23 protein-coding genes are annotated in these 24,795 nt (G+C 33.6%); 16 read left to right on the top strand and 7 right to left on the bottom strand.

What is annotated here, in order from left to right; genetic code table 11:
• Window positions 1-76: 76 nt before the first annotated feature.
• Entirely contained in the window at window positions 77-994 is a 918-nt protein-coding gene (pdxA, locus tag HUE88_RS07825; RefSeq protein ID WP_194368166.1) for a 4-hydroxythreonine-4-phosphate dehydrogenase, read from the bottom strand.
• Entirely contained in the window at window positions 991-1,773 is a 783-nt protein-coding gene (locus tag HUE88_RS07820) for a pyridoxine 5'-phosphate synthase (protein WP_194372586.1), read from the bottom strand. The genes pdxA and HUE88_RS07820 overlap by 4 nt, the downstream gene beginning before the upstream one ends.
• 127 nt (window positions 1,774-1,900) lie before the next feature.
• Between HUE88_RS07820 and HUE88_RS07815 the strand changes: the two genes are divergently transcribed.
• Both HUE88_RS07815 and HUE88_RS07810 read left to right on the top strand, forming a co-directional pair.
• Window positions 1,901-3,403, top strand: a complete 1,503-nt coding sequence (locus tag HUE88_RS07815) for a response regulator transcription factor (RefSeq protein WP_194368165.1) — start codon at window positions 1,901-1,903, stop codon at window positions 3,401-3,403.
• Window positions 3,396-6,218, top strand: a complete 2,823-nt coding sequence (locus tag HUE88_RS07810; protein WP_194368164.1) for a PAS domain-containing protein — start codon at window positions 3,396-3,398, stop codon at window positions 6,216-6,218. The genes HUE88_RS07815 and HUE88_RS07810 overlap by 8 nt, the downstream gene beginning before the upstream one ends.
• 145 nt (window positions 6,219-6,363) lie before the next feature.
• On the opposite strand, the gene HUE88_RS07805 is transcribed toward HUE88_RS07810, so the two are convergent.
• A complete protein-coding gene (locus HUE88_RS07805) occupies window positions 6,364-8,298 on the bottom strand; it encodes a thioredoxin domain-containing protein (RefSeq protein WP_194368163.1) in 1,935 nt (644 codons plus the stop codon).
• A 413-nt stretch (window positions 8,299-8,711) separates the two neighbouring features.
• Here HUE88_RS07805 and HUE88_RS07800 point away from each other — a divergent pair, with 413 nt between their 5' ends.
• The 3 genes from HUE88_RS07800 to HUE88_RS07790 all read left to right on the top strand — a co-directional run bounded on the left by HUE88_RS07800 (window position 8,712) and on the right by HUE88_RS07790 (window position 11,764).
• On the top strand, window positions 8,712-9,107 hold the full coding sequence (locus HUE88_RS07800) for a PA2779 family protein (RefSeq protein WP_194368162.1): 396 nt from the start codon (window positions 8,712-8,714) through the stop codon (window positions 9,105-9,107).
• Window positions 9,108-9,115: 8 nt separating this feature from the next.
• The gene (locus HUE88_RS07795) at window positions 9,116-10,069 is read left to right on the top strand and encodes a PA2778 family cysteine peptidase (protein WP_194368161.1); all 954 of its coding nucleotides are present in this window, start codon (window positions 9,116-9,118) and stop codon (window positions 10,067-10,069) included.
• Window positions 10,070-10,366: 297 nt separating this feature from the next.
• A complete protein-coding gene (locus tag HUE88_RS07790) occupies window positions 10,367-11,764 on the top strand; it encodes an MBL fold metallo-hydrolase RNA specificity domain-containing protein (RefSeq protein ID WP_194368160.1) in 1,398 nt (465 codons plus the stop codon).
• Between the two features lie 188 nt (window positions 11,765-11,952).
• On the opposite strand, the gene HUE88_RS07785 is transcribed toward HUE88_RS07790, so the two are convergent.
• The 3 genes from HUE88_RS07785 to HUE88_RS07775 are packed head-to-tail and all read right to left on the bottom strand — an operon-like array spanning window position 11,953 to window position 12,689.
• Complete coding sequence (locus HUE88_RS07785; protein ID WP_194368159.1) at window positions 11,953-12,174, bottom strand: (2Fe-2S)-binding protein; 222 nt, start codon at window positions 12,172-12,174, stop codon at window positions 11,953-11,955.
• Window positions 12,167-12,487 carry a hypothetical protein gene (locus HUE88_RS07780; protein WP_194368158.1) on the bottom strand — a complete coding sequence of 107 codons (321 nt, stop codon included), beginning with the start codon at window positions 12,485-12,487 and terminating at the stop codon, window positions 12,167-12,169. Before HUE88_RS07780 ends, HUE88_RS07785 begins: the two co-directional genes overlap by 8 nt.
• A 16-nt stretch (window positions 12,488-12,503) precedes the next feature.
• Window positions 12,504-12,689, bottom strand: coding sequence for a hypothetical protein (locus HUE88_RS07775; RefSeq protein WP_194368157.1), 186 nt, complete (start codon window positions 12,687-12,689; stop codon window positions 12,504-12,506).
• 88 nt (window positions 12,690-12,777) lie between these two features.
• On the opposite strand from HUE88_RS07775, the gene HUE88_RS07770 reads away from it, so the two are divergent.
• Together HUE88_RS07770 and hrpB are read left to right on the top strand one after the other, a co-directional pair.
• Entirely contained in the window at window positions 12,778-13,656 is an 879-nt protein-coding gene (locus tag HUE88_RS07770; RefSeq protein WP_194368156.1) for a radical SAM protein, read from the top strand.
• A 7-nt stretch (window positions 13,657-13,663) separates the two neighbouring features.
• A complete protein-coding gene (gene hrpB, locus HUE88_RS07765) occupies window positions 13,664-16,177 on the top strand; it encodes an ATP-dependent helicase HrpB (protein WP_194368155.1) in 2,514 nt (837 codons plus the stop codon).
• A 107-nt stretch (window positions 16,178-16,284) separates the two neighbouring features.
• On the opposite strand, the gene HUE88_RS07760 is transcribed toward hrpB, so the two are convergent.
• Complete coding sequence (locus HUE88_RS07760; protein WP_194368154.1) at window positions 16,285-18,267, bottom strand: ATP-binding protein; 1,983 nt, start codon at window positions 18,265-18,267, stop codon at window positions 16,285-16,287.
• Between the two features lie 176 nt (window positions 18,268-18,443).
• Between HUE88_RS07760 and HUE88_RS07755 the strand changes: the two genes are divergently transcribed.
• From HUE88_RS07755 to HUE88_RS07715, 9 genes are all read left to right on the top strand, one after another.
• Window positions 18,444-18,863, top strand: a complete 420-nt coding sequence (locus tag HUE88_RS07755; protein ID WP_194368153.1) for a DUF1924 domain-containing protein — start codon at window positions 18,444-18,446, stop codon at window positions 18,861-18,863.
• A gap of 10 nt (window positions 18,864-18,873) precedes the next feature.
• Window positions 18,874-19,395 carry a diheme cytochrome c gene (locus HUE88_RS07750; RefSeq protein ID WP_194368152.1) on the top strand — a complete coding sequence of 174 codons (522 nt, stop codon included), beginning with the start codon at window positions 18,874-18,876 and terminating at the stop codon, window positions 19,393-19,395.
• On the top strand, window positions 19,388-20,203 hold the full coding sequence (locus tag HUE88_RS07745; protein ID WP_194368151.1) for a cytochrome b/b6 domain-containing protein: 816 nt from the start codon (window positions 19,388-19,390) through the stop codon (window positions 20,201-20,203). Before HUE88_RS07750 ends, HUE88_RS07745 begins: the two co-directional genes overlap by 8 nt.
• Before the next feature lie 90 nt (window positions 20,204-20,293).
• Window positions 20,294-21,547: an IS5 family transposase gene (locus tag HUE88_RS07740; RefSeq protein WP_194368150.1), complete on the top strand. Its 1,254-nt coding sequence runs from the start codon at window positions 20,294-20,296 to the stop codon at window positions 21,545-21,547.
• A gap of 125 nt (window positions 21,548-21,672) precedes the next feature.
• Window positions 21,673-21,999: a cytochrome C gene (locus tag HUE88_RS07735; protein ID WP_194368149.1), complete on the top strand. Its 327-nt coding sequence runs from the start codon at window positions 21,673-21,675 to the stop codon at window positions 21,997-21,999.
• A gap of 5 nt (window positions 22,000-22,004) precedes the next feature.
• Window positions 22,005-22,388, top strand: coding sequence for a hypothetical protein (locus HUE88_RS07730; RefSeq protein ID WP_194368148.1), 384 nt, complete (start codon window positions 22,005-22,007; stop codon window positions 22,386-22,388).
• Entirely contained in the window at window positions 22,385-23,056 is a 672-nt protein-coding gene (locus HUE88_RS07725; RefSeq protein ID WP_229860031.1) for a response regulator transcription factor, read from the top strand. The genes HUE88_RS07730 and HUE88_RS07725 overlap by 4 nt, the downstream gene beginning before the upstream one ends.
• A 3-nt stretch (window positions 23,057-23,059) precedes the next feature.
• Complete coding sequence (locus tag HUE88_RS07720) at window positions 23,060-24,277, top strand: ArsS family sensor histidine kinase (protein WP_194368147.1); 1,218 nt, start codon at window positions 23,060-23,062, stop codon at window positions 24,275-24,277.
• 75 nt (window positions 24,278-24,352) lie between these two features.
• Window positions 24,353-24,721, top strand: coding sequence for an ArsR/SmtB family transcription factor (locus HUE88_RS07715; protein ID WP_194368146.1), 369 nt, complete (start codon window positions 24,353-24,355; stop codon window positions 24,719-24,721).
• The last annotated feature ends 74 nt before the right edge of the window (window positions 24,722-24,795 follow it).

Below are 24,795 nucleotides of genomic sequence, written 5' to 3'. Positions count from 1 at the left end.
AGCAAGTTGAACTGCTGTCTTAGCTTAAATTATTAAATATAGTGACACTATGTCGACATTTGACACAAATATGACTTTAATGTGATGTTTTTATAGAGTTTTTAACGGCATTTATATAACTGAGAGTTTTGGCATCACCCTTGTATGCAATGTCAAAGGCTGTTCCATGGTCTACAGATGTTCTTATTATTGGAAGGTTGAGAGAGATGTTTATGCTCTCATCAAAGTAGAGTGCTTTTAGCGGTGCAAGCCCTTGGTCGTGGTACATTGCGACAAAATATTTAAATTTTTTTCTAAACTCCGGGGTAAAGGCTATGTCGGGGACTATTGGACCTATAAACTGCTCAAACCCAACTTGTATGTTTGCACTTTTTAATGCCTTGTGTATTATTAACTCTTCATCTCCAAGTACGCCGTTATCTCCTGCATGTGGATTTAGTCCCAAAACTGCAATTTTTTCATTTGGGATAGAGCTGTGCAAATCTAAAAAGAATTGTTTCAACTTTTTATACTCTATAGAGGAAGCAACATCTTTTAGCGGAATATGCTCAGTAAAGAGTGCTACAAACATCTCCTCGCACCCAAGCATCATAATGGCATCTTTTTTAAAGTATTTGCGAAGTGCGTCCGTGTGACCTTTGTACTCAAGCCCTGCCATCATCCAAGCCTCTTTGTGTATCGGCATAGTGACAACAGCCTGTGTCTCTTTGGTCTCACAAAGTCTTACTGCATGCATAAAAGAGTCAAATGAGTAGTTTCCGGATTTTGCAGAGACTTTCCCTGGTTCTATATTGAAATCACCATCTACAAAAGATGTTTGAAAATCATCAGGAATCTCTACATGTAGAAGTTTTGAGGCTTGTTGCAACATGTATTTGTTTATGCAGTAAACGGGAGTGCAGTACTGGGAAATCTCTTTGTGAGCTTTTAGAATTATCTCAATGCCAACACCATTTAAGTCACCAACGCTTACAGATATCTTTGGCTTGCTCATCTCGAAGTCAACCTTTTCATCTCTTTGACAGCATCAGCTAAACCGCTAAAAACACTTCTGGCAATTATGCTTTGACCGATGTTTAGTTCCGTTATCTCTTGTATCTTCATCATATAAGACACATTATGATAGTTTAACCCATGTCCTGCTGCTACTTCAAGACCAAGTTTTTTGGCATGTTTGGCAGCGTTTACGATCTCCTCTATAGAGTTCTCAAGTCTCTCTTGAAGCTCATAGCGTGGGAGTTCAAGCTCTTTTACAGAGTGGTTTGAGTGGGAGAGTGAAGAGTTAAGCATAGCAAATATATTTGCAAAACTTCCGGTATGAAGCTCAACCATCTCAGCACCCAACTCTTTTGACTTTTCCATAGCTTGTAAAGTTGGGTCAACAAATAATGAAACAGGAATTATAGAGTCGTGAAGCTGCTCAATAGCATAAGAGATTTCATCCTCATAAGAAAAAACATCAAGACCACCCTCCGTAGTTACCTCTTCTCTTTTTTCAGGAACCAACGTTGCACGGTGGGGCTTAAGTTTGCAAACTATACTTAATATATTTTTGTCTATAGAACACTCAAGGTTCACAGGGAGAGTGGAGTGCTTTATAATGTTTAGAGCATCAATGTCTTGTATATGTCTTCTGTCTTCGCGAAGATGTATGGTTATCTGGTCGGCACCGTTTGTACATGCAACATAAAGCGCATTTAAAATATCGGGGTCATTTACCCTCCTTGCCTCTCTTAAAACTGCTACATGGTCGATGTTTACACCTAGTGTCATACTCAAATTATCATCCTCAATTTTTATAGCAGCAATTATATCAAAGTAAATATAAGATTAATAATAATTAAGTCTAGTGAGACTATTAATATTATATTATTTTCGAAGTTACTATTAAGGTTGGTTCTTGAAAGATTTAAAAGAGTTACAGCGCGAAGCTAAAGATTTAAAAGTTTTATATGTAGAAGATAATGATGCTTTGAGAGAAAAAGCGAGCAAGCTGATAGGTAAATTTTTTGACAATTTATATGTTGCGTATGATGGAGTTAATGGACTTGAACTTTTTAAAGAGCACCTCCCTCAGATAGTCATAACAGATATCAATATGCCAAAGATGAACGGCATAGATATGTCTAGGCATATTAAGGAGATTGCTCCCGATACTAAGATTATTATTATGTCCGCTTTTGATGATAAAGAGTACCTCTTTAAAGCCATAGAGATTGGTGTGTATAGATATCTAAACAAGCCTGTAGAAATTGCTCAATTTAAAGAGGTTATTTTTTCGGTAGTCGATGAGATGAAAAAAGAGCAAGACACTCAACTTTTTAATACAAACCTAAAAAATGTTTTTAACTACCAAAGCTCGATTGTGCTGATGCTGAAAAATTCGGAACCAACCTTTGCAAATCAGGTATTTTTGGAATATTTTGGGGTAAAAAATATTGAAGAGTTTGTAGAAAAACATGGAGACATTGGAAGCCTTTTATTGAAACATGACGGTTTTTTATACAACAAACCGGAGAAAAACTGGTTTGATGAGATTAGTCAACATTCTCAAAAATTATATAATATAAAGATTAAAGACAAAAATGAAAATTTAAGACATTTTGTATTGAAATATCAAAAAATTCCAAATAAAGAGTCTTACGGAATTTTGTCATTTGATGACTTGACGCAACTCAACCTATTAAAACTTTATGACGATTCACAGATTAAAAGCAAGAATAACGTTGAAGATACAAAAGCGATGTTTAAACTTTTGGAAATTATTCAAAGAAACAGTGCAAAGGTGCAGCTTCATAACTATTATTATGGTTTGAGTATTACCAATGACGCTTCTATAGTGGAGCTTAAAGAGAATAGCATAGTTTTAAAAACTAACTTTTTACAACTAAAGTCTATACAAATAGAGTTACAAAGCATTATCACATCAGATGCTTTACCGGAAGCTATTGAAGGCAAATATGTAAATATCAACTTTAAAGACCAAACCGTTGAGCTTAAAGAGCTCTCTTTTTCTGCTAGTTCGGCAGTTAATAGAAAAACTGTTCGCATAGCTCCGGAAGAAAAACATAATATATCACTTTTTTTAGGAGAAAATAAATTTTTAGGAAATATAAAGATAGAAGATATTTCACTAGATGCAGTAAGATTAAAACTAGACTCTCTTCCTGCGGGTTTGAAAATTGACGGAGAAGTTGTTGTTGAGATGTTTTTAAGTATGGATGAAAAATCCTTAAATATTAAAACAAAAGCAGTGATATTTAAAAAAAGTGAGAGCGAACATGCTTTTGAGGTTATACTTATTTTTAAGCTAACGTCTCAAAGCAGAACTGATTTGATAAAATATATAACAAACAGACAGATGGCGATAATCAGAGAATTTAAAGGTAAGCAAAATGGGTAAAAAGATTGTCGCAATAGGTGTAATCTCTACATTATTATTTATATTATCAGCCAGCATGTACTATATATATAAAAGTAAAGAATTAAAGAGTGACATCTATCAAAAACAGAGTGAAAGTATGAAAAATAAACTTTCACAATTGATAGACGAAAAACAGGGCAGCACAGAGTCTATAGCTTTTGTTTTAAGTAAAAACAAGTCTGTAGAAGAAGCACTTTTAAAAAAAGATAAATCATTACTTGATTTCAGTGAGATAATAAAGGGTTTACAAAAAAATAAAGAACTTGAAAATGTATGGATTCAGATAATTGATATTGACGGAAACTCTTTATACAGAAGTTGGACGAACAATACAGGGGATAGTGTAGCAAAGGCTAGAGTTGATATAGCAGAATTTTTTTTAAATCCACAGCCCATGAATCCTATTAGTTCAGGAAAGTTTGATTTAACATTTAAGTCTATACAGCCGGTTTATAAAAACAATAAACTTATCGGGATAATAGAGTTGATTTCAAAATTTAACTCTATATCTGAAAAACTTGTACATGTTGGGATAGAGCCAATTATGTTAGTTGAGAAATCTTTAACGAAAAAAATAACAAAACCATTTAGAAAACTATTTTTAGATGGACACTATGTTGTTAATTTAAATGCATCTAAAGAGTTGATGAAAAAGATTGAAAAAGCAGGTACTGAACGTTTTCTTAGTATAGAGAACTTTATACTGTTTGAAAATTATATAGTCACAACATATAACTTATATACTGTTAGAGGTGAATTAATGGCTCATAATATTCTTTTTTTTAAAAAAGAAAATATTGATACTACAGACTTAAAGTCATTTCAGTTATATTTTTTTATATTTATATTTTTATTTTTTGCCATAATCACTATAGCAATGTGGATATATATATTAATCTACAATTCAAAAAGCCTAAAAAAATTTAATAAAGTTATTAAAGAGAGTGAGCATATGCTAAGAGAGTCTCAGAGAATTGCTAAGATTGGCAGTTTGAATCTTGACTTGACAACAGGCAGTTTAAAATGTTCGGATGAAATTTTTGATATCTACAATCTAGATAAAGAGAGTTTTGACTTTAGATATGAATCGCTCTCAGCTCTTGTTCATGAAGATGATTTACAAGCGCTAAAAGATGCATATATAGATTCACTTATAGATAGACAACCATACAGTTTAACTCACCGTATAGTCTTGAAAAATGGAGTCACTAAATATATATATGAGAGTTGTGAAACAGTTTTTGATGAGGATGACAATCCTGTCTCTTCGATGAGAGTTATTCAGGATATTACAACACAAAAAAAGTTAGAAGACAAAATCAACAAAGCTAAAGAGTATCTTGAATCAGTTTTTGAAGCGGTGCCCTCAATTGTTATTACGACAAACGGGATGAGGCTTCATACGGCGAATAAGGCCATGCTTGAGTTTACAAAATATAAAACAGTAGAAGATTTTTTAGAAGATCACACATGTATATGCGATCTTTTCATTAAAGAAGATGGATATCTGCAAACTGAAATGGACGGAGTCAACTGGATAGAATATATAAATCAAAATAAAGACAGCGTCCATAAGGCTAAAATGCTAAAAGAGGGTGAAGTTCATATTTTTGTGGTAAATGTAAAAAATATTTACTTTGACGACAAAGATAGAAGTTTGGTTGTTTTTACAGATATTACTGAAATAGAGAAGCTGAGTGAGAGGTTGGAATATGCTGTCGGCGGTACAAGCGACGGGATATGGGACAGAAATTTAGAGTTAAATGAGGTTTACTACTCACCAAGGTGGAAAAGTATGCTTGGGTATGAGGATTATGAACTTGTGAATGAGTTTGATACATGGATAGAACTGCTGCATCCAGATGATTTGGAGAAGGCTACTGATGATATGTCACAAGCATATAAAAATCCAAAAAGGCAGTTTGAGAGTATTTATAGATTGAAACATAAAGATGGACATTGGATATGGATACTCGATCGCGCACAAATAATTAGTAATCTAGAAGGAAAAGCCATAAGAATGGTAGGTTTTCATACAGATATAACTGAGATTAAAAAGCTTGAAGAAGAACTTGGCGATAAAGAAGAGATAATGATAGCCCAGTCCCGCCATGCCGCAATGGGAGAGATGATAAGTATGATAGCCCACCAGTGGAGACAACCAATTTCCGTTATATCTATGGATGCAAATAATATATTAACGGATATAGAGCTGGAGATGATAGATGAAGCGTCTCTTAAGAGTGATTCAGAAGATATCATAAAACAAACTCAAGAGTTGTCAAAAACCATAGATGATTTTAGAAACTTTTTTAGACCGGGGAAAACTAAAGATGAGGTGTTGTTGCAGGATGTGATAAATGATACGCTTAAAGTAATTGGAAAATCTTTAGAAACAAACGGTATAGAACTCATTCTGGAATTGGGTGAAGATATAAAAATTGAGACATTCTCAAGAGAATTGATGCAGGTTGTAATAAACATTGTAAAAAATGCAAAAGAGGCACTTATAGGCAATAAGATAGAGAGTGGAAAAATATTTATATCTGTAGAAGATGAAATTGAGAGTCTAAAAATTAAAATCTGCGATAATGCCGGAGGAATAGGAGACGGGGTAATAAAGAAAATTTTTGAACCTTACTTTTCAACCAAGGGGGAGAAAGACGGGACAGGACTGGGTCTTTATATGAGCAAAACAATAATCGAGAAGCATATAGGAGGAGCGTTGTCTGTATATAACTCAGACGATGGTGCTTGTTTTGTTATAAAACTACCTCTAAGCATAAAAGTTTAGGGGTAGTTGCATAGAATTACTTGTTGTTACTGCGGTATCCAGGATGTTGGTAGTCGTTGCGTTCACATGCAGTGAACATACTTGCAAAACCAAGTGCTAAAATAAGAGTTAATATAACTTTTTTCATCTTCTTTCCTTTTTATAGTTAAAAACTTTTGGCGATTATATCATTAATATTGTTTAGATTTTCTATGCTGGCAAAACAGCTTTTTGTTCCGCAAATCATAAAATCTTTCTCATCAGCGGCTTTTTGTTGTATAAAAGGGTAGCTGATTGAGCTAAGTTTAAAAGCATTGTTTTGAAGATTTTTTATGTTTGATTTTATAATTCTGTCACCCTTTAAATACCTGAGCATTTGACGTAACATGTAAGGATAAACAACAGGGCGGCGTGCTAGTTCAAAAGAGTTGTACTCCAGCGTTTTAAATGCAAAGTGAGCATATTTTTCATCTTCAAGAAGAGTGCTTAAAGATATTAGTACATCTATCATAATACTTACCGAGCTAGTGTATGTGTTGTCTGCTATATCGGCTTTTGTCTCAAACTCTCCTGTGCTGAATTTCCAAACACCGTTTTTGTAAAACTCTTCGAGTGCCATATTTGCAAAGTGCTGGGCTTTAACTAGATACACTTCATCTTGAGTTGAATTGAATGCTAAAATTAGAGCCTGTGCAAGATAAGCGTAGTCCTCCAAAAAAGCTTCCACTTTTGGTCTTTTATGTATAAGTGTTGTATGGTAAAGATTTCCCTCAATAAACATAGTTTTTAGTAGTGCATCAAGGCTTTTTTTAGCTCTATCTTTATATTTTGTATCAATGTTCCCTAAAACAAAAAGAGATTTTATCATCATACTTGACCATGAGGTTTGAATTTTTTTATCACAAAACGGGTACTCTCTCGAGGCTCTTAAATCACCTAGGAGGACTTTTATAGTTTCAAACTCTTTTGGTGCCTCTGCATCTTTAAATCTGATAATATTTTTCCCATCGAAATTTCCATTTTTTGTAACACTAAGACTTCGTAGAATATCTTCAATATTCTCATAGTTGTTCACCTGTAAAATATTATAAACTTCCTCATAGGTATAAATAAAGTAAGTTCCCTCTTCGCCCTCACTGTCTGCATCACTCGCACTGTAAAAAAGGTTGTCTTCACTCATAAAGTTTTGCCAAAAATCTGCAATATCTTTGGCTACATGTAGAAAACTCTCATCCATGTATGTTAGGTAGGCATTTGCATAAACTTCACAAAGCAGGGCGTTATCATAAAGCATCTTCTCAAAGTGAGGAACTATCCACTCGTTGTCAACGGAGTAGCGACAAAACCCACCGTCAACCAAGTCATACATGCCACCCTTTTTCATACTGTTTAAAGTATGAAGCAACATGGAAGAGGCCTCTTTGTCGCCATATAGTTTGTCAATAGTAAGGAGTGTTCCAAGTGTGCTTACATGTGGAAACTTAGGTGCAACCGAGAAACCTCCATCTTTTGTCTGATAGTTGTTCTTAACCTGAAGCATAAAGTTCTTGACGAAATCCTCTTTTAGTAGAGTTGCCTCTTTTGGGTGTTCAATATGATTTAGAAAACCTTCAATTTCATCTGCATTTTTATAAATTTGTTCATCATTTTGGGCTATCTTCTCACCAATAAGTTTTGTAAGTTCTATAAACCCCATCCCTTGAATGCTCCCACCTTGAGACTCTGGAGGTATATAAGTTCCTGCAAAAAATGGTTTGTTTTGTGGGGTACAAAAAATAGATGTTGGCCAACCTCCGGCACGACGGTTGAGCAACATGTGAACTTCCTGATAGTGTTTATCTATATCTGGACGCTCTTCACGGTCAACCTTTATAGATACGAAATGCTCATTTAAAATATCTGCACATATCTGGTTCTCAAATACAGTCTCTTCCATTACATGACACCAGTGACATGAACTGTAACCTATAGATATAAATATTGCTTTGTTCTCTTTTTTTGCCTTAAGAAATGCTTCGTCACCCCAAGGATACCAATCAACAGGATTATCTTTGTGTTGTTGCAGATATGGTGAGTCTTGTGTAGCTAATTTGTTTGACATTGTTTTATTACCTCGTCACTCTCAGGCTTGGCTGGGAGTCTAGTTTATTTCTTTGTAGAGTATGAAAATATCGCTAATATTGTACTTAAACAAATAGTTTTAATATTATGTTTATGTAAATATAATTTATATATAAAATCAATTTTCAAAATAATAAGCAACTAGATTCTGGATCAAGTCCAGAATGACGGGTGTGTCGTCAATGACAGCGTTTTTCCAATAATGGACGTGTTTTCAATGACCACTTATTCAAATTGACGGCATATCGTCATTCCAAGCTTGACTTGGAATCTAGTTTATAAGCAAAATCAGTTTCTCAAAACCAAGCTTAGATTAATCTTAATAGGATTGCAATACCTGACGCAGCACAAAATAGTTGTTTGTTTTTGCTAAATACATTTAAAGGAAAGTATATGAAAATTTCAAAACTTGTTTTATCATTTATTTTAAGTATATCTCTGTTTTCAGGGGTTTTATCAGCACAAATGGCTTCTACAGATGCACTTGTAGGAAATTATGCTTCTGCATCTTCTAAAGATAAACTTGCCCAGATTATCTCCCGTGAGGACGTTGTAAAAAGATTTGAAGAGTTGGGTGTAGATTCGAAAATGATTGAGGCTAGAGTTGCTTCTATGACTGATGAAGAGGCTTCAAAAATCGCATATCAAATTGACACATTGCCTGCAGGTGCAGATGGCGGCGCGTCTATAATAGGTGCCATTGTTTTTATTTTTATAGTTTTGTTGATTACCGATATTCTTGGAGTAACAAAAGTTTTTAACTTTACTAAACCTATAACTAATAACTAGACAGTAGAGTGAATAACATAAGTAAGTCACTCTCCTTAATTTTTGCAGCAGCCACTTTGATTATTTCAAGTGGCTGTGTGCCAAAGAATCCTCTGCCATTAGGTAATAATTACCAATCATCTAGCATAAATATCCCTTTTATTTCACCACGTTCTAATCTTTGTGGCTCAACATCTATTGAGATGGTTTCATCTTTTTGGCAATCAACAACTTCTTATGTCCCACATCTCACGCTTGAAGAATTGGATGAACGGACATTGATTCCTGAAAAAGGGGGTACCTTGCAGATAGAACTCATTTCTGCTGCTAGGGCTAACGGTATGATTGCTTATCCTTTGGAACCAACATTTGATGCACTTTTTTCTGAACTCTCACAACACCATCCGGTTATTGTATTGGTAAACCGTAGTTACTCATGGTACCCACTTTGGCACTACTCTCCAATCACTGGTTATGATGCTATAGAGGAGAAAATTTTGATGCATTTCGCCGATAAAGCAAATGAAGCAGTGCCGATAGGTACATTTGCTGCATTATGGGAGAGAAGTGGTAACTGGGGAGTTGTTCTATTGCCTCCGCAAGAACTCCCTGCAACTGCTTCACCAAAAAAGTTTCTGCACTCTGCTTACGATCTTGAAAAAACAGGTATGAGGGATGAAGCCATCATTGCCTACAAAAGTGCCCTTATCCGTTGGCCCGAAGATGTAGGTATCCTATTTGCATTGGGAAATGCCTATTATAGCTCGCAGCAGATAAATAATGCCGAACAGATATATCGTGAAATCTTATTGATAGATTTTACACATCCTATTACTCTGAACAACCTAGCAGATCTTTTATATCACACCGGCAGACCTGTTGAAGCTTTAAAATTACTTGATAAAGCTGTGACAGATGACATAGAGATAGAGTCTATTATAAAAGCCACACGCGAAGAGATTATTAAGGGGTGTATTTTTTAGGCTAAAAAGTGAGTTTTTAAACAAAGTTTTTAGCCTAAAGAAGAGAGAGTTCTAGTCTTGAGCTTTTTTCGTTTTTTTATCATTGCGCTTTTCTTTTAGACTTTTTGTCGCTGTTTTCTTAACTGTTTTTTTTGCATCTTGACCTTTTGCCATAACGTCCCCTTTATTTGGATTTGTAAATCATATATCTGTATACACATTCTATACGACTTATGCTTAAAATCTTAATGCAAACTTTATTAATTTTGTATATAATTGACTATAGCTAAGTTTACATTCTAGTTCAGGGGGTGTTTTATGGTAACTGTTACATCATACGGAGCGGCAAAAACTGTGACAGGTTCTTGTCATCTACTAAAAATTGGCTCAATAAAAATTTTAATTGATTGTGGTATGTTTCAAGGTGATGGCGGAAGTGAAAAAAATTATGAGCCTTTTGGATTTGACCCTGCAAAAATACACTATCTTATTTTGACTCATGCTCATCTTGATCATATTGGGAGAGTAGCAAAGCTAATTAAAGATGGATTTAATGGAGAGATTATCTCTACCAAAGCTACTCGTGATATTTCTAAAATTATGCTTCTTGACAGCGCTGGTATATTGTTGGAAGAGTATAAAACTATAAGAAGAAAAGCTCGTAGACATGGCGATGAGGAGAGTGTGCAAGAGCCACTATATACCAAGGATGATGTCAAGCAGGTTTATACAAAACAATGGCGTACGTTGGAGTATTTTGAAGAGCATAAACTAAAGCAACATATAAGAGTTTCATTCGGTAATGCTGGTCATATTATGGGAAGTGCTTTTGTTATGATTGATTATCAGGAGCAAAACAATCATAAACGTATAGTCTTTTCAGGTGATATTGGCTCTACGGAGAGATTGGTTATTGACAACCATGACAAGCTGGACGAAGCTGATACACTGTTTATAGAATCAACTTATGGAGATCGCACACATAAACTGCTAGATGAGAGTATAGAAGAGTTTAAAGAAGCGGTTGTATCAACTTTGAAAAAAAATGGTAATGTACTTATTCCATCTTTTGCACTGGAGAGAACCCAAGAGATACTTTGGTTGCTTCATGAGATGCATGACAATGGGGAGTTGCCAAAATGTCAGGTGTTTCTTGATAGTCCGCTGGCAATTAAAGCAACAAAGCTTTATAACCAATACACAACTCATTTAAGCGATAAGCTTCAATACAGTCCAGGAAGCAAAAAGGATCCTTTTTCATTTGCATGGCTTAAGCCAATCACTTCTAGAGACCAATCTATTGCTATCAACAAAGTTACTAAAAAAGCTATCATTATTGCAGGAAGCGGTATGTGTAATGGTGGTCGTATTATGCATCATCTAAAACATAGACTTTGGAATCCTAAAAATTCACTTATTTTTGTTGGTTTTCAAGTTGAAGGAACATTGGGGCGAAACATAGTCGATGGGGCAGGTTCAGTTCAAATCTACGGAGAAGATATTGTAACAAAAGCTAAGGTTTACACGATTAACGGTTTTTCGGCTCATGCAGATCAAGGTGAGTTAATAGAGTGGATGCGTCGAGTTAAAAATATTAAAAAGCTCTGTTTAATCCATGGAGAAGTTGAAAAAATGGAGATATTTGCAAATGTTATTAAAAATGAGCTGGGATATGAGGCTCATATAATGGAACTTGGTATTCCGTTAAGTATATAAAAATTTCATAATTCCTCCATAAATTAAATATATAGTTTCCGTAAAATATAAAAATTTTGAAAGGATTGAAGATGAAAAAACTTTTAACAAGTCTCTTTGGAGGTTTTTCTTTAATGGGTGCTGTTGCTCTGGCGGCAGAAGAGTTTTTAAAACCTCTTATAGCGACCTAAATTGTTGAAAACACTATTTTATATTAAACCTTTATCTACCATAGAGATAACCATAGGTATATTTATTCCGTCATTATAATAACCTTCGTTGGTACATGCTTCGCAAACGTCTCCCATAGGGCAGTCGCTGTTTGCAAGGAGTTCTTCCAAGGTTGTAAAATTATTTTTCTTTATACATGTAGCTATATCTTTTATGCTTAAAGAGTTGCAAACACATACTTCTATGTCTAAATCAATCATCGCTCAATTCCATAGATTTTTCAGAATTCTCTTTTGGCTTAAATCTCTTATCGTGAAACTTATACCACTTACACTTTTTTTTACTTTTTATGCTGTATATATTATAGGTAAATTTTCTACCGCACTCCTGACACTCAAATGTAGCACGGTTTTTAAATTTATTGTAGTTAACAAATAAGAAGTTTCCAACTTGATCGCCTTTTTTGTAAATAATTTTTTCATTTTTTGCGTAAGAGCTTTCAGCAATAAGGGCATCTTCACGCTGTTTTACAAGCCAAGTCGGTTCTTCGTCTTCTTCAAATTCGTAGTTCATATAGAGTAAAGATGCTTTACTGAGAGTTTACGGTTCTAATAACTGAATTTTTAACATCAAATATATTCCCATACTCATCTTCAACAATAGCTACACCAATATCTGAAAATACTGTAATAACTTTGATTTGTTTGCCTTCGTATGTTTGTCTGTAGCCAGAGTCATAAGAGTGTGAAATTTCTGGGTTTGTCTGGTATGTCATATTAAATCCTTAAAAGATATATATTAAGCTATGCAATTTTTATTCCAATTGTAAGGGTTGATTTGTGAGCGTTAGGATAAAATACTAAATGATAAACTACTCACACCCACTATTTAGACCGCCTGCAGAAGCTGATAACGTAATTATTCAAGCAACATACGGTTGTAGTTACAATAACTGCAGCTTTTGTTCCATGTATAAAACAAAGAGCTATAAAGTAAGAGATATGGAAGATGTTTTTAAAGATATAGATAAATTGGCTACACATTATCCAGCGGCAAGTAAAATTTTTCTAGCCGATGGTGATGCGCTCTCTTTGGATACAAGCTATCTGGTTAAATTACTTCAATACCTCCAGAAATCATTTGTTAAACTAAGGAGGGTGTCGCTGTATGCATCTGCACAAAATCTTCTTGAAAAATCACAAGAGGAGCTAGAACTTCTTGTGTTTAACAAACTAAACTTAATCTACTATGGAGTTGAGTCAGGAAGCGATACAGTACTAAAAAAGATTACTAAAGGTGTTAACTCAAGCCAAATCATAGAGTCTCTAAATAGAGCCTCTGCTTCTGGTATGAAAATATCAGCAACAGTTATTTTAGGTATAGGAGGAGAGAAGTATACAACTGAGCATATCCAAGATACTGCTAAGATTGTAAATGCTACAACTCTCAACTATCTATCAACTCTGCAGTTAGGTTTAGAAGATGATGCTAAAGATAATTTTTATAAACACTTTAATGATTTTACTATGCTTGACGATTATCAGATATTGGATGAGCAGAAGAGATTTTTACAACTACTAGACCCTTGCAATAAAGTAATATTTCGCTCCAACCACGCCTCTAATGCTCTGCATCTCTCAGGAACAATCCCAAAGGATAGAGAGAGGCTAATAGAGGAGTTAAACACAGCATTGGAAATAGGCAAAGATGCTTTAGTTCCTGAGATATTTAGAAGTTTTTAAAAGTATAATGGCGAATATGAAAAACCTCCCGATAAACGAAGTCTTAGAAGATATAAAAAGCACACTAAGCGCTAACTCGACACTTATACTGCAAGCTCCTCCAGGAGCAGGAAAAAGTACACTTGTTCCAATTTCTTTGCTTGGAGAGTCTTGGCTTGGCGAGAAGATGATAATTATGCTTGAGCCAAGAAGAGTTGCGGCTAGAATGGTTGCTACTCAAATGGCTAAACTTTTAGGTGAAGATGTCGGAGAGAGTGTTGGGTATCAGGTTAAAATGGATAGTTGTTATAGTGAAAAAACAAAAATCCTTGTAGTAACTGAAGCTATATTGGTTCGCATGCTTCAAGCAGACCAAACACTTGAAAAAGTAGCTTTGGTTATCTTTGATGAGTTTCATGAGAGAAGCATTAACAGCGACCTCTCTTTGGCTTTGTCTCTGCAAGTTCAAGAGCTACTGCGAGATGATTTAAAAATTTTAATAATGTCAGCAACGCTTAACTCACAAGAGATTTCAAAACTGCTTGAGAGTGCTCCTGTTATCACTTCACAAGGTAGAACCTATGAGGTGGAAGTCAATTATTTAAATATAAATACAAAGCAGCCAGACAGCAGGTCAGCAAATGCTCTAGTATTAAGTACAATTCTTAACTCTGTAAAAGATGACGAGGGGGATATTTTAGTTTTTTTACCTGGAGTCAAAGAGATAAAAAACTTGCAAAACTCACTACATGTAGCTTTAAAAAACAAAGATATTTCAGTTTTTCCTCTATACTCAGCACTGGGTAAAAAAGAGCAGGATAGAGCCTTGCAAAACTCTACATGTAGAAAAATTATTCTCTCAACAAACATAGCCCAGACATCTTTGACCATTGAGGGTGTAAGGGTTGTCATTGATACCGGTTTTGAAAAACTATCAAGATATAACCACTCAAACGCTATGGACCATCTGGAGATGTCCTTTATATCTAAAGAGTCAGCCATACAAAGGTCAGGAAGGGCTGGACGTGTCTCAAACGGAAAGTGCTACAGACTTTGGCATGAGGGGAAAGTTTTACTTGAATCAACAAAGCCTGAAATACTAAGGTCAGATTTAAGTTCACTGCTTTTAGACCTTGCTTTGTGGGGAGTTGATGATTTTAATGAACTTAAGTGGCTTGATATTCCAAGTGAGAAGCTTATAAAAGAGAGCAGGGGTGTATTGCAAGAGTTGCAAATGTTAGATGACTCTTATAAAATCACTCCCTTTGGAAGAGAGGCTTTGAGTCTTGGAGTGCATCCCCGCTTCTCTTATATGATATTAAAAGCAAATGATATGGGGTTTGCTTATGAGGCATCTCTTTTGGCAGCACTTTTGATTGAAAAAGATATTTTAAAAAATTCACGTATAGACAGCAATATACTCTCAAGATTTGTCCATCTTTACGAAAAAGATTTTGATGAAAACTATATACATGTAGGTAGAGCGAGAGAGGTATTGAAACAGGCAGATTTCTTTTACTCCAAACTAAAAAAGATTAAAAAAGTGGGTAACAAAAACACTTCTTTAAATAAAGATATATTAGTGGTATTGCTTCTTATGGCTTACCCAGACAGACTTGCAAAGCAAAGAGCTAGAGGTGAGAACAGATATAAACTCAGTAACGGCAAAGGGGCAATCCTACATGTAGAAGATTCTCTGTATAACGAGGAGTTCTTAGTTGTACCAAATTTAAATGCAAACGAAAGCGACTCTTTTATAAATTTGTCTATGGGAGTATCATTATGGCAGATTGAGGAGTATTTTGCAGATTTTATAAAACAGAGTGAGTCCATAAACTACAATAAAGAAAACAAAAAATTTGACATAAGAGATAACAGTTATTTTTTACAGTTGCAGCTTCACTCATCTGTAAGTAAACAAAGCTCAAAGCACAACTACAAAAAACTGATTTTAGAGTTAATTAAAAAAGAGGGCTTGGGACTTCTAACATGGAGTAAAAAAGCAACTAGCTTAATGGCAAGGGTAAACTTTGTAAACAGACATCTGGAATTGATGTTTGAAGATTTAAGCGATGAGACTCTAATGAGTAGTTTAGACAGTTGGCTGGAGCCGTATCTTGATGGTGTCACTACGGTTAAAGAGCTTGAGAGCTTGGACATGTATGCAATTCTCTTGGCTTTAATATCATGGGATAATCAACAGCGTTTAGAAGCTCTCGCACCTTTACATGTAAAAGTTCCAAGCGGTTCAAATATTTATATAGACTACTCAGACCCGGATAAGCCATCTGTAAGTGTGAAGATTCAAGAAGTTTTCGGACTGCTTGAGATGCCAAAGGTACTAAAAAGCACTATGCCTTTGCAGATTCATCTTTTGTCGCCGGCTATGCGACCTATTCAAATAACATACGATTTAAAAAGCTTTTGGCAAAACTCGTACGTTGAGGTGGCAAAAGAGCTTAGAGGTAAGTATAAAAGACATTACTGGCCTGAGAACCCGTATGAAGCAGTTGCGACTAATAAAACAAAAAAAAATATGTAGTTAAACCATCTGAATGATGAGGCGGTTAGATTCCAAATCAAGTTTGGAATGACGAGAGTTTGCTTTGGAGTGACGTCACCCGCGTCACCCTGAACTTGATTCAGGGTCTAGTTGAGTTTTTCAATAATTTTCTTAAGGCGTACTCTAAAACATGTTCCATTATCTTTGTTTATAACTTCAATAACTCCATGAAGGTGATTTTCAATAATCATTTTGCTCATGTACAGACCCAAGCCTGTTCCGTTCTTCTCATTTTTTGTGCTGAAATATGGATTGAATATCTTAGATAATATTTTTTCATCTATACCGATTCCATTGTCGCATATTTCAGTATTTACATACTTTTCATCTTCATAGACTTTTATGTTTATTGTCGCCTCATCGTTATGATGTATAGATAGTGCATCTTTGGCGTTATTTATAATATTTACAAATACCTGCATCAACTCTCTTGGGTATGCCTCTACTTCAGAATCGGATTCATATACAGTGTTTATTTTAATGTTATTATTAACTAAGCTGTCGTTTATAATAACATATGTTTTTTCCAAAATATCTTTTAGTTTTACAACAGAGATAGCTTTGTCAGGTTTAAAAAAGTTTCTAAAGTCATCTATTGTATCTGATAAATGTTTCGTATGTTTCATAATATTTTTTGAGTACTCTTGTGCTTTTGTCTCATTAAATTCACCAAGTTCAATATCTAAATATATATTGTTGGCAGTCATTGAAATCACACTAAGAGGTTGTCTCCATTGATGAGCTATCATCCCAATCATCTCCCCCATAGCGGCGTGGCGAGACTGAACAATTAACAGTTCATCTTTTCTTTTTAGCTCGGTTACATCCATAGCAGAAGAGATTACCGTGCGTTTACCATCTCTTATCCCTAGAGGAGCGGAACTAAACTGCCATGTAACAATGTTTCCATTATTTGTGCGAAGATTATATTCTCCCTGATCAGATGGCTTATTCATGGCATAGAGTTTATCAATATATTTTTTTACAAATAACAATTTTTTGCCATAAGCTATTTCAACCCATTTTTCTATTGTATTTATCTCTTTATAGTTATATCCGGTTAGTCTCTCCCAGACTTTGTTTACCATGAGAATATCTCCATCTTCATTATGTATCATAATAGGGTTAGGAGCTTCTTGAATTATTGTTTTCAAGTCTTGTGATTCTTTTTGTAGTTCAAAAGAGGCTTTTTCAATAGCAGATTTGAGATAAACTTGCCTATTAGCTACAATATAAACAATAGAGCTTAACATAAGAGCAATAATAAATACGATTGAGTTAATTATCCAATGAAGATTATCATAATAGAAGTTTGTAGCAGGATATGCTATTAAATCTACATATTTGTCAAAAATTATAACTCTATGTTTAACTTGAACTGCTGATTTCTCTTTAATTGAGCCAGCAATAATCTTGTTATCCATACTACGCACAGTAATATCAAAATTAGATTTTGATGACAATATACCTGCTTCTAATAAAATATTTGGCAAATCAAGAACGATAGCAATAATTCCCCAAAAATTTTCATCTTTGAATATAGCTAAGCGTAAAACTACTCCTAGTCCACCTTGGCGCAACTCGTAAGGTCCGTCAAGTATTGGCTCTTTTGTCTCTATAGTTTTTTTAATATTTTCAACAACGGAGATTCGTGGGTCGCTTAAAAGATTGTGCCCTAGAACTTCTTCGTTATTTTCAGCCGGATATACGAAGCTTTGTATTGCGTTTTGTGCAATAGTTATGTTCCTGATTGCTGATGAATATTCGTGCATAGATTTTGCAAAGTTGAAAATTTCAGAATCATTTAAATCCAGATTTCCTTGAGTTTCATTAAGTTGAACCTCTATATATGTTTTGAGTCCATAAAGTAGAGCAAAACGTTTATCAAGCGCCTCTTTTAATGTGTTTCCATGAGCAGTCAATTCGGTTATAATATTTTTATTGTGATGTTCAATGATGTTAGAAACATACCAAGAACCAAGCTGCTTAAGAGAGATGAAAATTATAATAAAAAGAAGAAAAGACCATAAAAAAACAGATCTTTTTATAAAATACAAGTATTTTCCCATATATTAACTATTCCCATAAAATTTTATAATTGCAATTGAATTCGAACGGATTATAGCTAGAAAAAATGTAATAGAAGATAGCGTTTTAAACTGTAAAGAAATTGTAAAGAAATGTTTAAACTAAATTGACACCCTTCTTCTATACTTTTAATATCAAGAAATTAAAGGAGTTAGAAATGAATAAAGTAATTATAACTTTATCTATTGTATTTTCATTGTCTCAAGCAACAGCTCTAAATACTGAGATGCAGAAGTATATGAAAACTTTAGATAATGAAGCAAAAAAAGAAAATCCAAGTTTTAGTGGATTTGATTATAAAAGAGGTGAGAAGATTTTTACTTCTGAGCATATTGGCAAAAACAACAAGCTTATATCATGTGTCTCTTGTCATACAAATGAGTTGTCAAAACAAGGACTAAACGAGCATACTAACAAAGTTATAGAGCCGCTTTCTCCATCTGCTAATGCTAAGAGGTTTACAGATGTTAAAGATGTCCAAAAGTGGTTGCGCAGAAACTTTAAAGATGTTTATGCCAGAGAGGGCAGTGCTCAGGAAAAAGGCGATGTAATCACTTACATCATAAGCAAAAAATAAAGGATAAATGATGAAAAAATTAATATTACTGCCACTATTTGTAGCAGCAAGCGTGTATGCAAGTTCATTGGGTTTTAATGAAAATAGAGGTGTAGCTCCTGTAACAGATAAGTTTTATATCAAAGAGTGTGCAAGTTGTCACTTTGCATATCAGCCAGGACTTCTTCCTGAGCGATCATGGGTAAAGCTAATGAAAAATCTTGAAAACCACTTTGGTACAGATGCAACATTGGAACCACAAGATAACAAAAAAATACTGAACTATCTTGTTGACAATTCAGCAGATAAGTTTACAAACTATAAAAGAAGTGCAAAGATAAACAACAGTATAGGAGGTGATGAAACGCCGATAGCCGTAACTGATACACGCTATTTTATAAAAAAGCATAGAGAAATTCGCCAAAATCTTATAACACAAAAAGAGGTTGGCTCTTTATCAAACTGCATGGCCTGTCATACAACAGCTGACAAAGGTTCATATAGTGAGAGAGATATAAATATCCCAAATTATGGTAAATGGGAAAATGACTAAGATTTATGTATGGAGTCTTTTTACAAGACTCTTTCATATACTGCTTGTGATTGCTGTTGGAGTGGTATTTGTACTTGCAGAATTTGAAAACTTACTCAGCTACCATGCTATAGTTGGCTACACAATTGGTTTGCTTTTTTTGTTTCGAATTATTTGGGGTTTTATGGATGTTAGATACTCTAAGTTTAAAGATTTCAACTTTAACTTGAAAGATTTAATAGAGTATATGTTTGGTTTATTTGGAGAAAAAAAAGAGTATATGGGTCACAATCCGGCTTCAAGCTGGGCAATAGTGGCCATGATTATTTTAGGTTTGGCCTCAGTTGTAACGGGGGTTGTTGTATATGGGACACAAGAGGGGATGGGACTACTCTCTTTTTTAAATATCTCACTATTTAAAGATATGGATTTTTTTGAAGATGTGCATGAGCTATTCTCCAATGCATTTATGGGTGTGATATTTATACATGTAGCAGGTGTAGTAATTGATAAACTTCTTCATAAATCAAAAGCCGTTGAGTCAATGGTAGATGGATATAAATATGGTGATGAGAAAAGTTTAAAACTTACACTTTTGCAAAAACTGTTTGGTGTTTTATGGATAGCTTCATCTATTTTTCTTTTGATATACCTTTTGAGTAATCCATCTAACGTTTTAGTGGCTGACAATAACAGAGCTGTAAATTATAAAGTAGAACATAAACTGTTCTACGATGAGTGTGTAAGCTGTCATACTCTTTATCCACCTAATTTATTGCCAAGTAGCTCTTGGGTAAAAATGATGGATAATGAGACCACTGCACAGTAAATAACCCCAGAACATCAAGGAAAACTCCCTAAAACAAGCACTTTAACAGCACTTTTTGGCTAAAATATCTGCTATAAACAAGGTAGAGACATGGCATTTAAAGATACAAACAACACATTTTCAGATATAGCAATAACATCAAGACTCCATAAGGTAAATTCGTTTCTTAAAGAGTTAGATTCAATAATAAACTTTGAGAAACTAAGACCAATACTAAATAAAAATGGTAGAGGCGGAAAGAATGCTACTGGCTCGCCTGCTTATGACAATGTGTTAATGTTTAGAATACTCCTCGTGCAAAAATACTACAACCTCAGTGATCAATCAATGGAAGATGCACTTTATGTCAATTTATTGTTTATAAGGTTTGTTGGACTTAGTTTAGAAGATACCGTACCAGACGAATCTACAATTTGTAGATTTAGAAACTCACTACTTGCAAATAAACTATATGATAAGCTTTTTAATGCAGTCAACAAACAACTAGAAGATAATAACTTTATCGCCAAAGAGGGTAAATCAGTATTAGTAGATGCTTCTCTTATCAAAAGTGAAAACACTCAAATCAACAATAAAACTAAAGAGCAAAAAAGTGAAGATAAATTAAAAGTAGAAACTGATAATAGCAAACTAGACATTCAAATAAATGAAGAGCTAAAATCAAGAACACCTTCAAAAAAGAAAATAGAAAAATTGTTAAACGCTAAAGAATACAATTCAAAAACAATGAAAAACGCTCAACTGGACACACTTCAAGATATAGATACTAAAGATGTAAAAATTTCTCAAGAGATTATTGAAAATGAGAAAGATAGCTATGAGCATAAGAATAAAATAGATACAGATATAAGAATAGGTTACCAATCCTCAAAAAAACAATATACACAAGGATATAAAACTCATATTGCATCAGATGAAGAGAGCGGAGTGATTCTAAAAACAATGACTACATTTGCTAACACTTCAGATATAGATGTGCTTGAACCATTTATAGAATCAATTCCAAATGTAAAAGCTTGTTATGCCGATAAAGCCTATAAGTCCAAAGAGATAGATGAGCTTCTGCAATCAAAAGATATTGAGAATATGATATGTCTTAAAGAGAAGCAGAAAATGAGCAGTGATGAGAGAAAAATCCAGCGAGAAGATGAGAAACCAAAACACAAGATAAGAGCAAAAGTTGAACATAGATTCGCAGATTTGAAAGTTCAAATGAAAGGACATACTACAAGATTTATAGGTTTGGTTAGAAACAATATGAATTTTACCATCGCTTGTATAGCAGCTAACCTAAGATTATTGGCATATAGACAGATGAACATGAGAAAGAGTGTTAATAGATGAAAGAGATAGAAGTAAATATCTCAAATATCCATAATATTAATGGAATATATTATCAATTTGGAATATACGAAAGTGTATTTTTTTAAATATTTGCAAAATTAGATGCAAATGAACTTCTTGTTGTTATGCAGTGCTCCCATAATTTAGAAAACCACTTTGGTGATGATGCATCTCTTGATGAAGCAGATGTCCTCTCTATAAAAGAGTATCTAGTAAAAAACAGTAGTGATAACTCCAGTAAAGAGGCATCATTTAAAATTTTGAATAGTATGGATGGCAATGATACTATAGCTATAACAAAGACTCCATACTGGAAAGAGAGACATAAAGATATAGAAGTTGGTATATTTAAACGTAAAAGCATAGGTAATATTTCAAACTGTAAAGCATGTCATGTAAACTTTGAACAAGGTTTATTAAATGATAAAGATATTAAAATACCTAAAAGGTGAATATTATGAAATATTTTATTATGATATTATTTATTGTGACCGCTCTGTTTTCAGACAGTAATGAACATTATAATGAACGCCATATAAATAAAGAACTTTCTCATTTGAACTTATCCAAAACACAGACTATAAAAGTAAAAAAGATTTTAAAAGATTTTATGTCTCATTTAAAAGAGTTTAGAGAGTATAAAGAAGAGATAAAAGCAAAAAGAGAAAAATTGTTTATTGATGATGTTTTTAAAGTTGATGAGATAGATAGATTAAACAAAGCATTGGATGCTAAGTCACATGAGATAGAAAACCGGTTATTGGAGAGTTTACACTCAATTTTAAGCCAACAACAAAGAAAAGATTTTATATACTATTTTGATGATTGGGAAGTTGAATGATGCAAAAGATTTTACTGATTGAAGACGATTTGGATATGCAGACGCTAATTAGTGATTATTTGATTAAATACGATTTTGAAGTTATTTCATTTGAAAAACCAAAAGAAGCTTTGCAAAACCTTGAGAAAAATACAAATCTATATGACATTGTAGTACTTGATTTAATGCTACCTCAGATGGATGGCTTTGATGTGTGTAAAAGGATTAGACAGCTCTCCTCTGTGCCTATTATTATATCATCTGCCAGAAGTGAACTAAGTGATAAAATTTTGGGTTTTGATTTTGGTGCAGATGACTATTTGGCAAAACCTTATGAACCAAGAGAATTGGTTATCCGAATAAATGCGATTTTGAGAAGGTCTTTAAGCAGTGCTAAAACAATAGGTGATTTTGAGATTGATGAAGAGAAGCATGAGATAAAAATAGAGGGTTTGTTACTTGACTTAACAAAAATAGAGTACGATATTTTACATCTATTTTTACAAAACCAAGGGAAAGTGTTATCAAGAGAGTCAATATCAAACAGTGTGACCGGAATAGAGTACAACTCAAAAGAGAGAACTATAGATATGCATATAAGCAATATTAGACAAAAGATAGGTGATGACTCAAAAGACCCAAAATATATAAAGTCTGTATGGGGCATTGGATATAAATTTATAGGTTGATACATGTCAATTTTTAGTAAAGTTTTAATACTCTTTTTAATAAGTTTCTCTTTGATGATTTTTGTGTCAAATGAGACAAACAAACTGACACAAAGGACAATGGAGTCTTTTTTAAAAGAGAAGTACATCCAAGTGTCCCAAGAACTCTTTACATACCTCTCAAATAATGATAAAAATGCTTTAGAAAAAAAATTAAAAGAACTAAAGTTTAAAAAAATAGAAGATAAACAACACTACTTTAAATCATCCAAAGTAGTACATAGATATGAGACAGAACTCTCAACTATAAATATTTTAAAACACGAAGATGATAAGTACCTGCTATATATGAAGTATTTGGATGATGACATCTTAGTTATTGATATCTCTCAAGATGATAATTTTACAAAAAAAGAGCTATTGCATTATATGATTTTAGCTGATATAACTATTTTAATAATTATGTTTTTGATTATATTGAAAATTATATACCCACTAAGAGGTATATCTAAAAGCATAAAAAACTTTGGTGATGGAGACTACAGTCTAAGAATAGAGAACAGTTCCAAAGACGAGATAGGAAAGGTCTCTAACACCTTTAACTCAATGGCTGCAAATATAGAGGAGCTAATTACATCCAGAGAGATTCTGTTGCGTGATATTGGACATGAGCTTAAAACCCCAATATTAAAATCTAAACTTGCAGCTGAGATGATAGAAGATTCTAAATATAAAAGTATATTAAAAAGAGCATTATCTCAAATTGACGAGATGACTAGTGAGCTTTTATATTTAGAAAAACTAAATGCAAACCAGTATAAACTGGATGTGCAAAAGTTTAGCTGTGAGACTCTAATAGCTGAGTCACTCTCAAAACTTTTCATTGAGGATGAGACACTGATAGATGTAAAAGTAGAATCAAACTTTTATATAAATGCAGACCTGAATTACCTCTCTATTGCGCTAAAAAACCTTATTGACAATGCACTCAAATATAGCACCAAAAAACCTGTTTATATTGTTGCACAAGAAGGAGAAATTTTAGTAAAGAGTAGCGGTAAAGAGTTAGATAAATCTTTGGAGTTTTACTGTGAAGCTTTCACTCAGGGAGACAACTCAAGAAATCAGGCTGGATATGGATTAGGGCTTAGTTTAGTAAAAAGAATTTTACAAAAGCACTCTTTCAAGCTTTTATATTACTATAAAAATGGATTTAATGTGTTTGTTCTGCATATAAATTAGAATAAATTGTCTAAGATGATAAATAGATTTCATTGTGATATAATTCACATTACATGAAATTACATAAGGTTACAGATGCTTGATATGAGTGAGAAGATAAAAATTTTTAAAGCCCTTGGAAACGAGACAAGATTTAAGATTTTTAAAAATATTTTCAGCGGAGGGTATGCTTGTTCAATTGATGGAACAAAACCAAAAGATGACATAATAGCCCAAGCTACATGTGTGACGAGTATTGCCAACGAATTTGATTTCGCGCTTCCAACGATTTCACGTCATCTAAAAGAGTTAAAAGATGCAAAAATAATTACTATGACAAAAAGTAAGAATAAGATTTATATTGAACCTAATGTTGAGACAATGAAAGAGATATCTGAATGTCTAAATGCATTAATAAAAGATTATGAAAAAGGGGTTGTATATCAATTTGACAACACTAAGTAGAATTTTATACTGAAGTTGTATTAATTTTTTATATTTTACTGTTAACTTTGCTATAATATTATCACATTTACACC

Source organism: Candidatus Sulfurimonas baltica (assembly GCF_015265455.1).
GTDB classification, from domain to species: Bacteria; Campylobacterota; Campylobacteria; order Campylobacterales; family Sulfurimonadaceae; genus Sulfurimonas; species Sulfurimonas baltica.
Note: the sequence above shows the minus strand (reverse complement) of the source record. Positions and strands in the feature narration are given on the sequence as shown.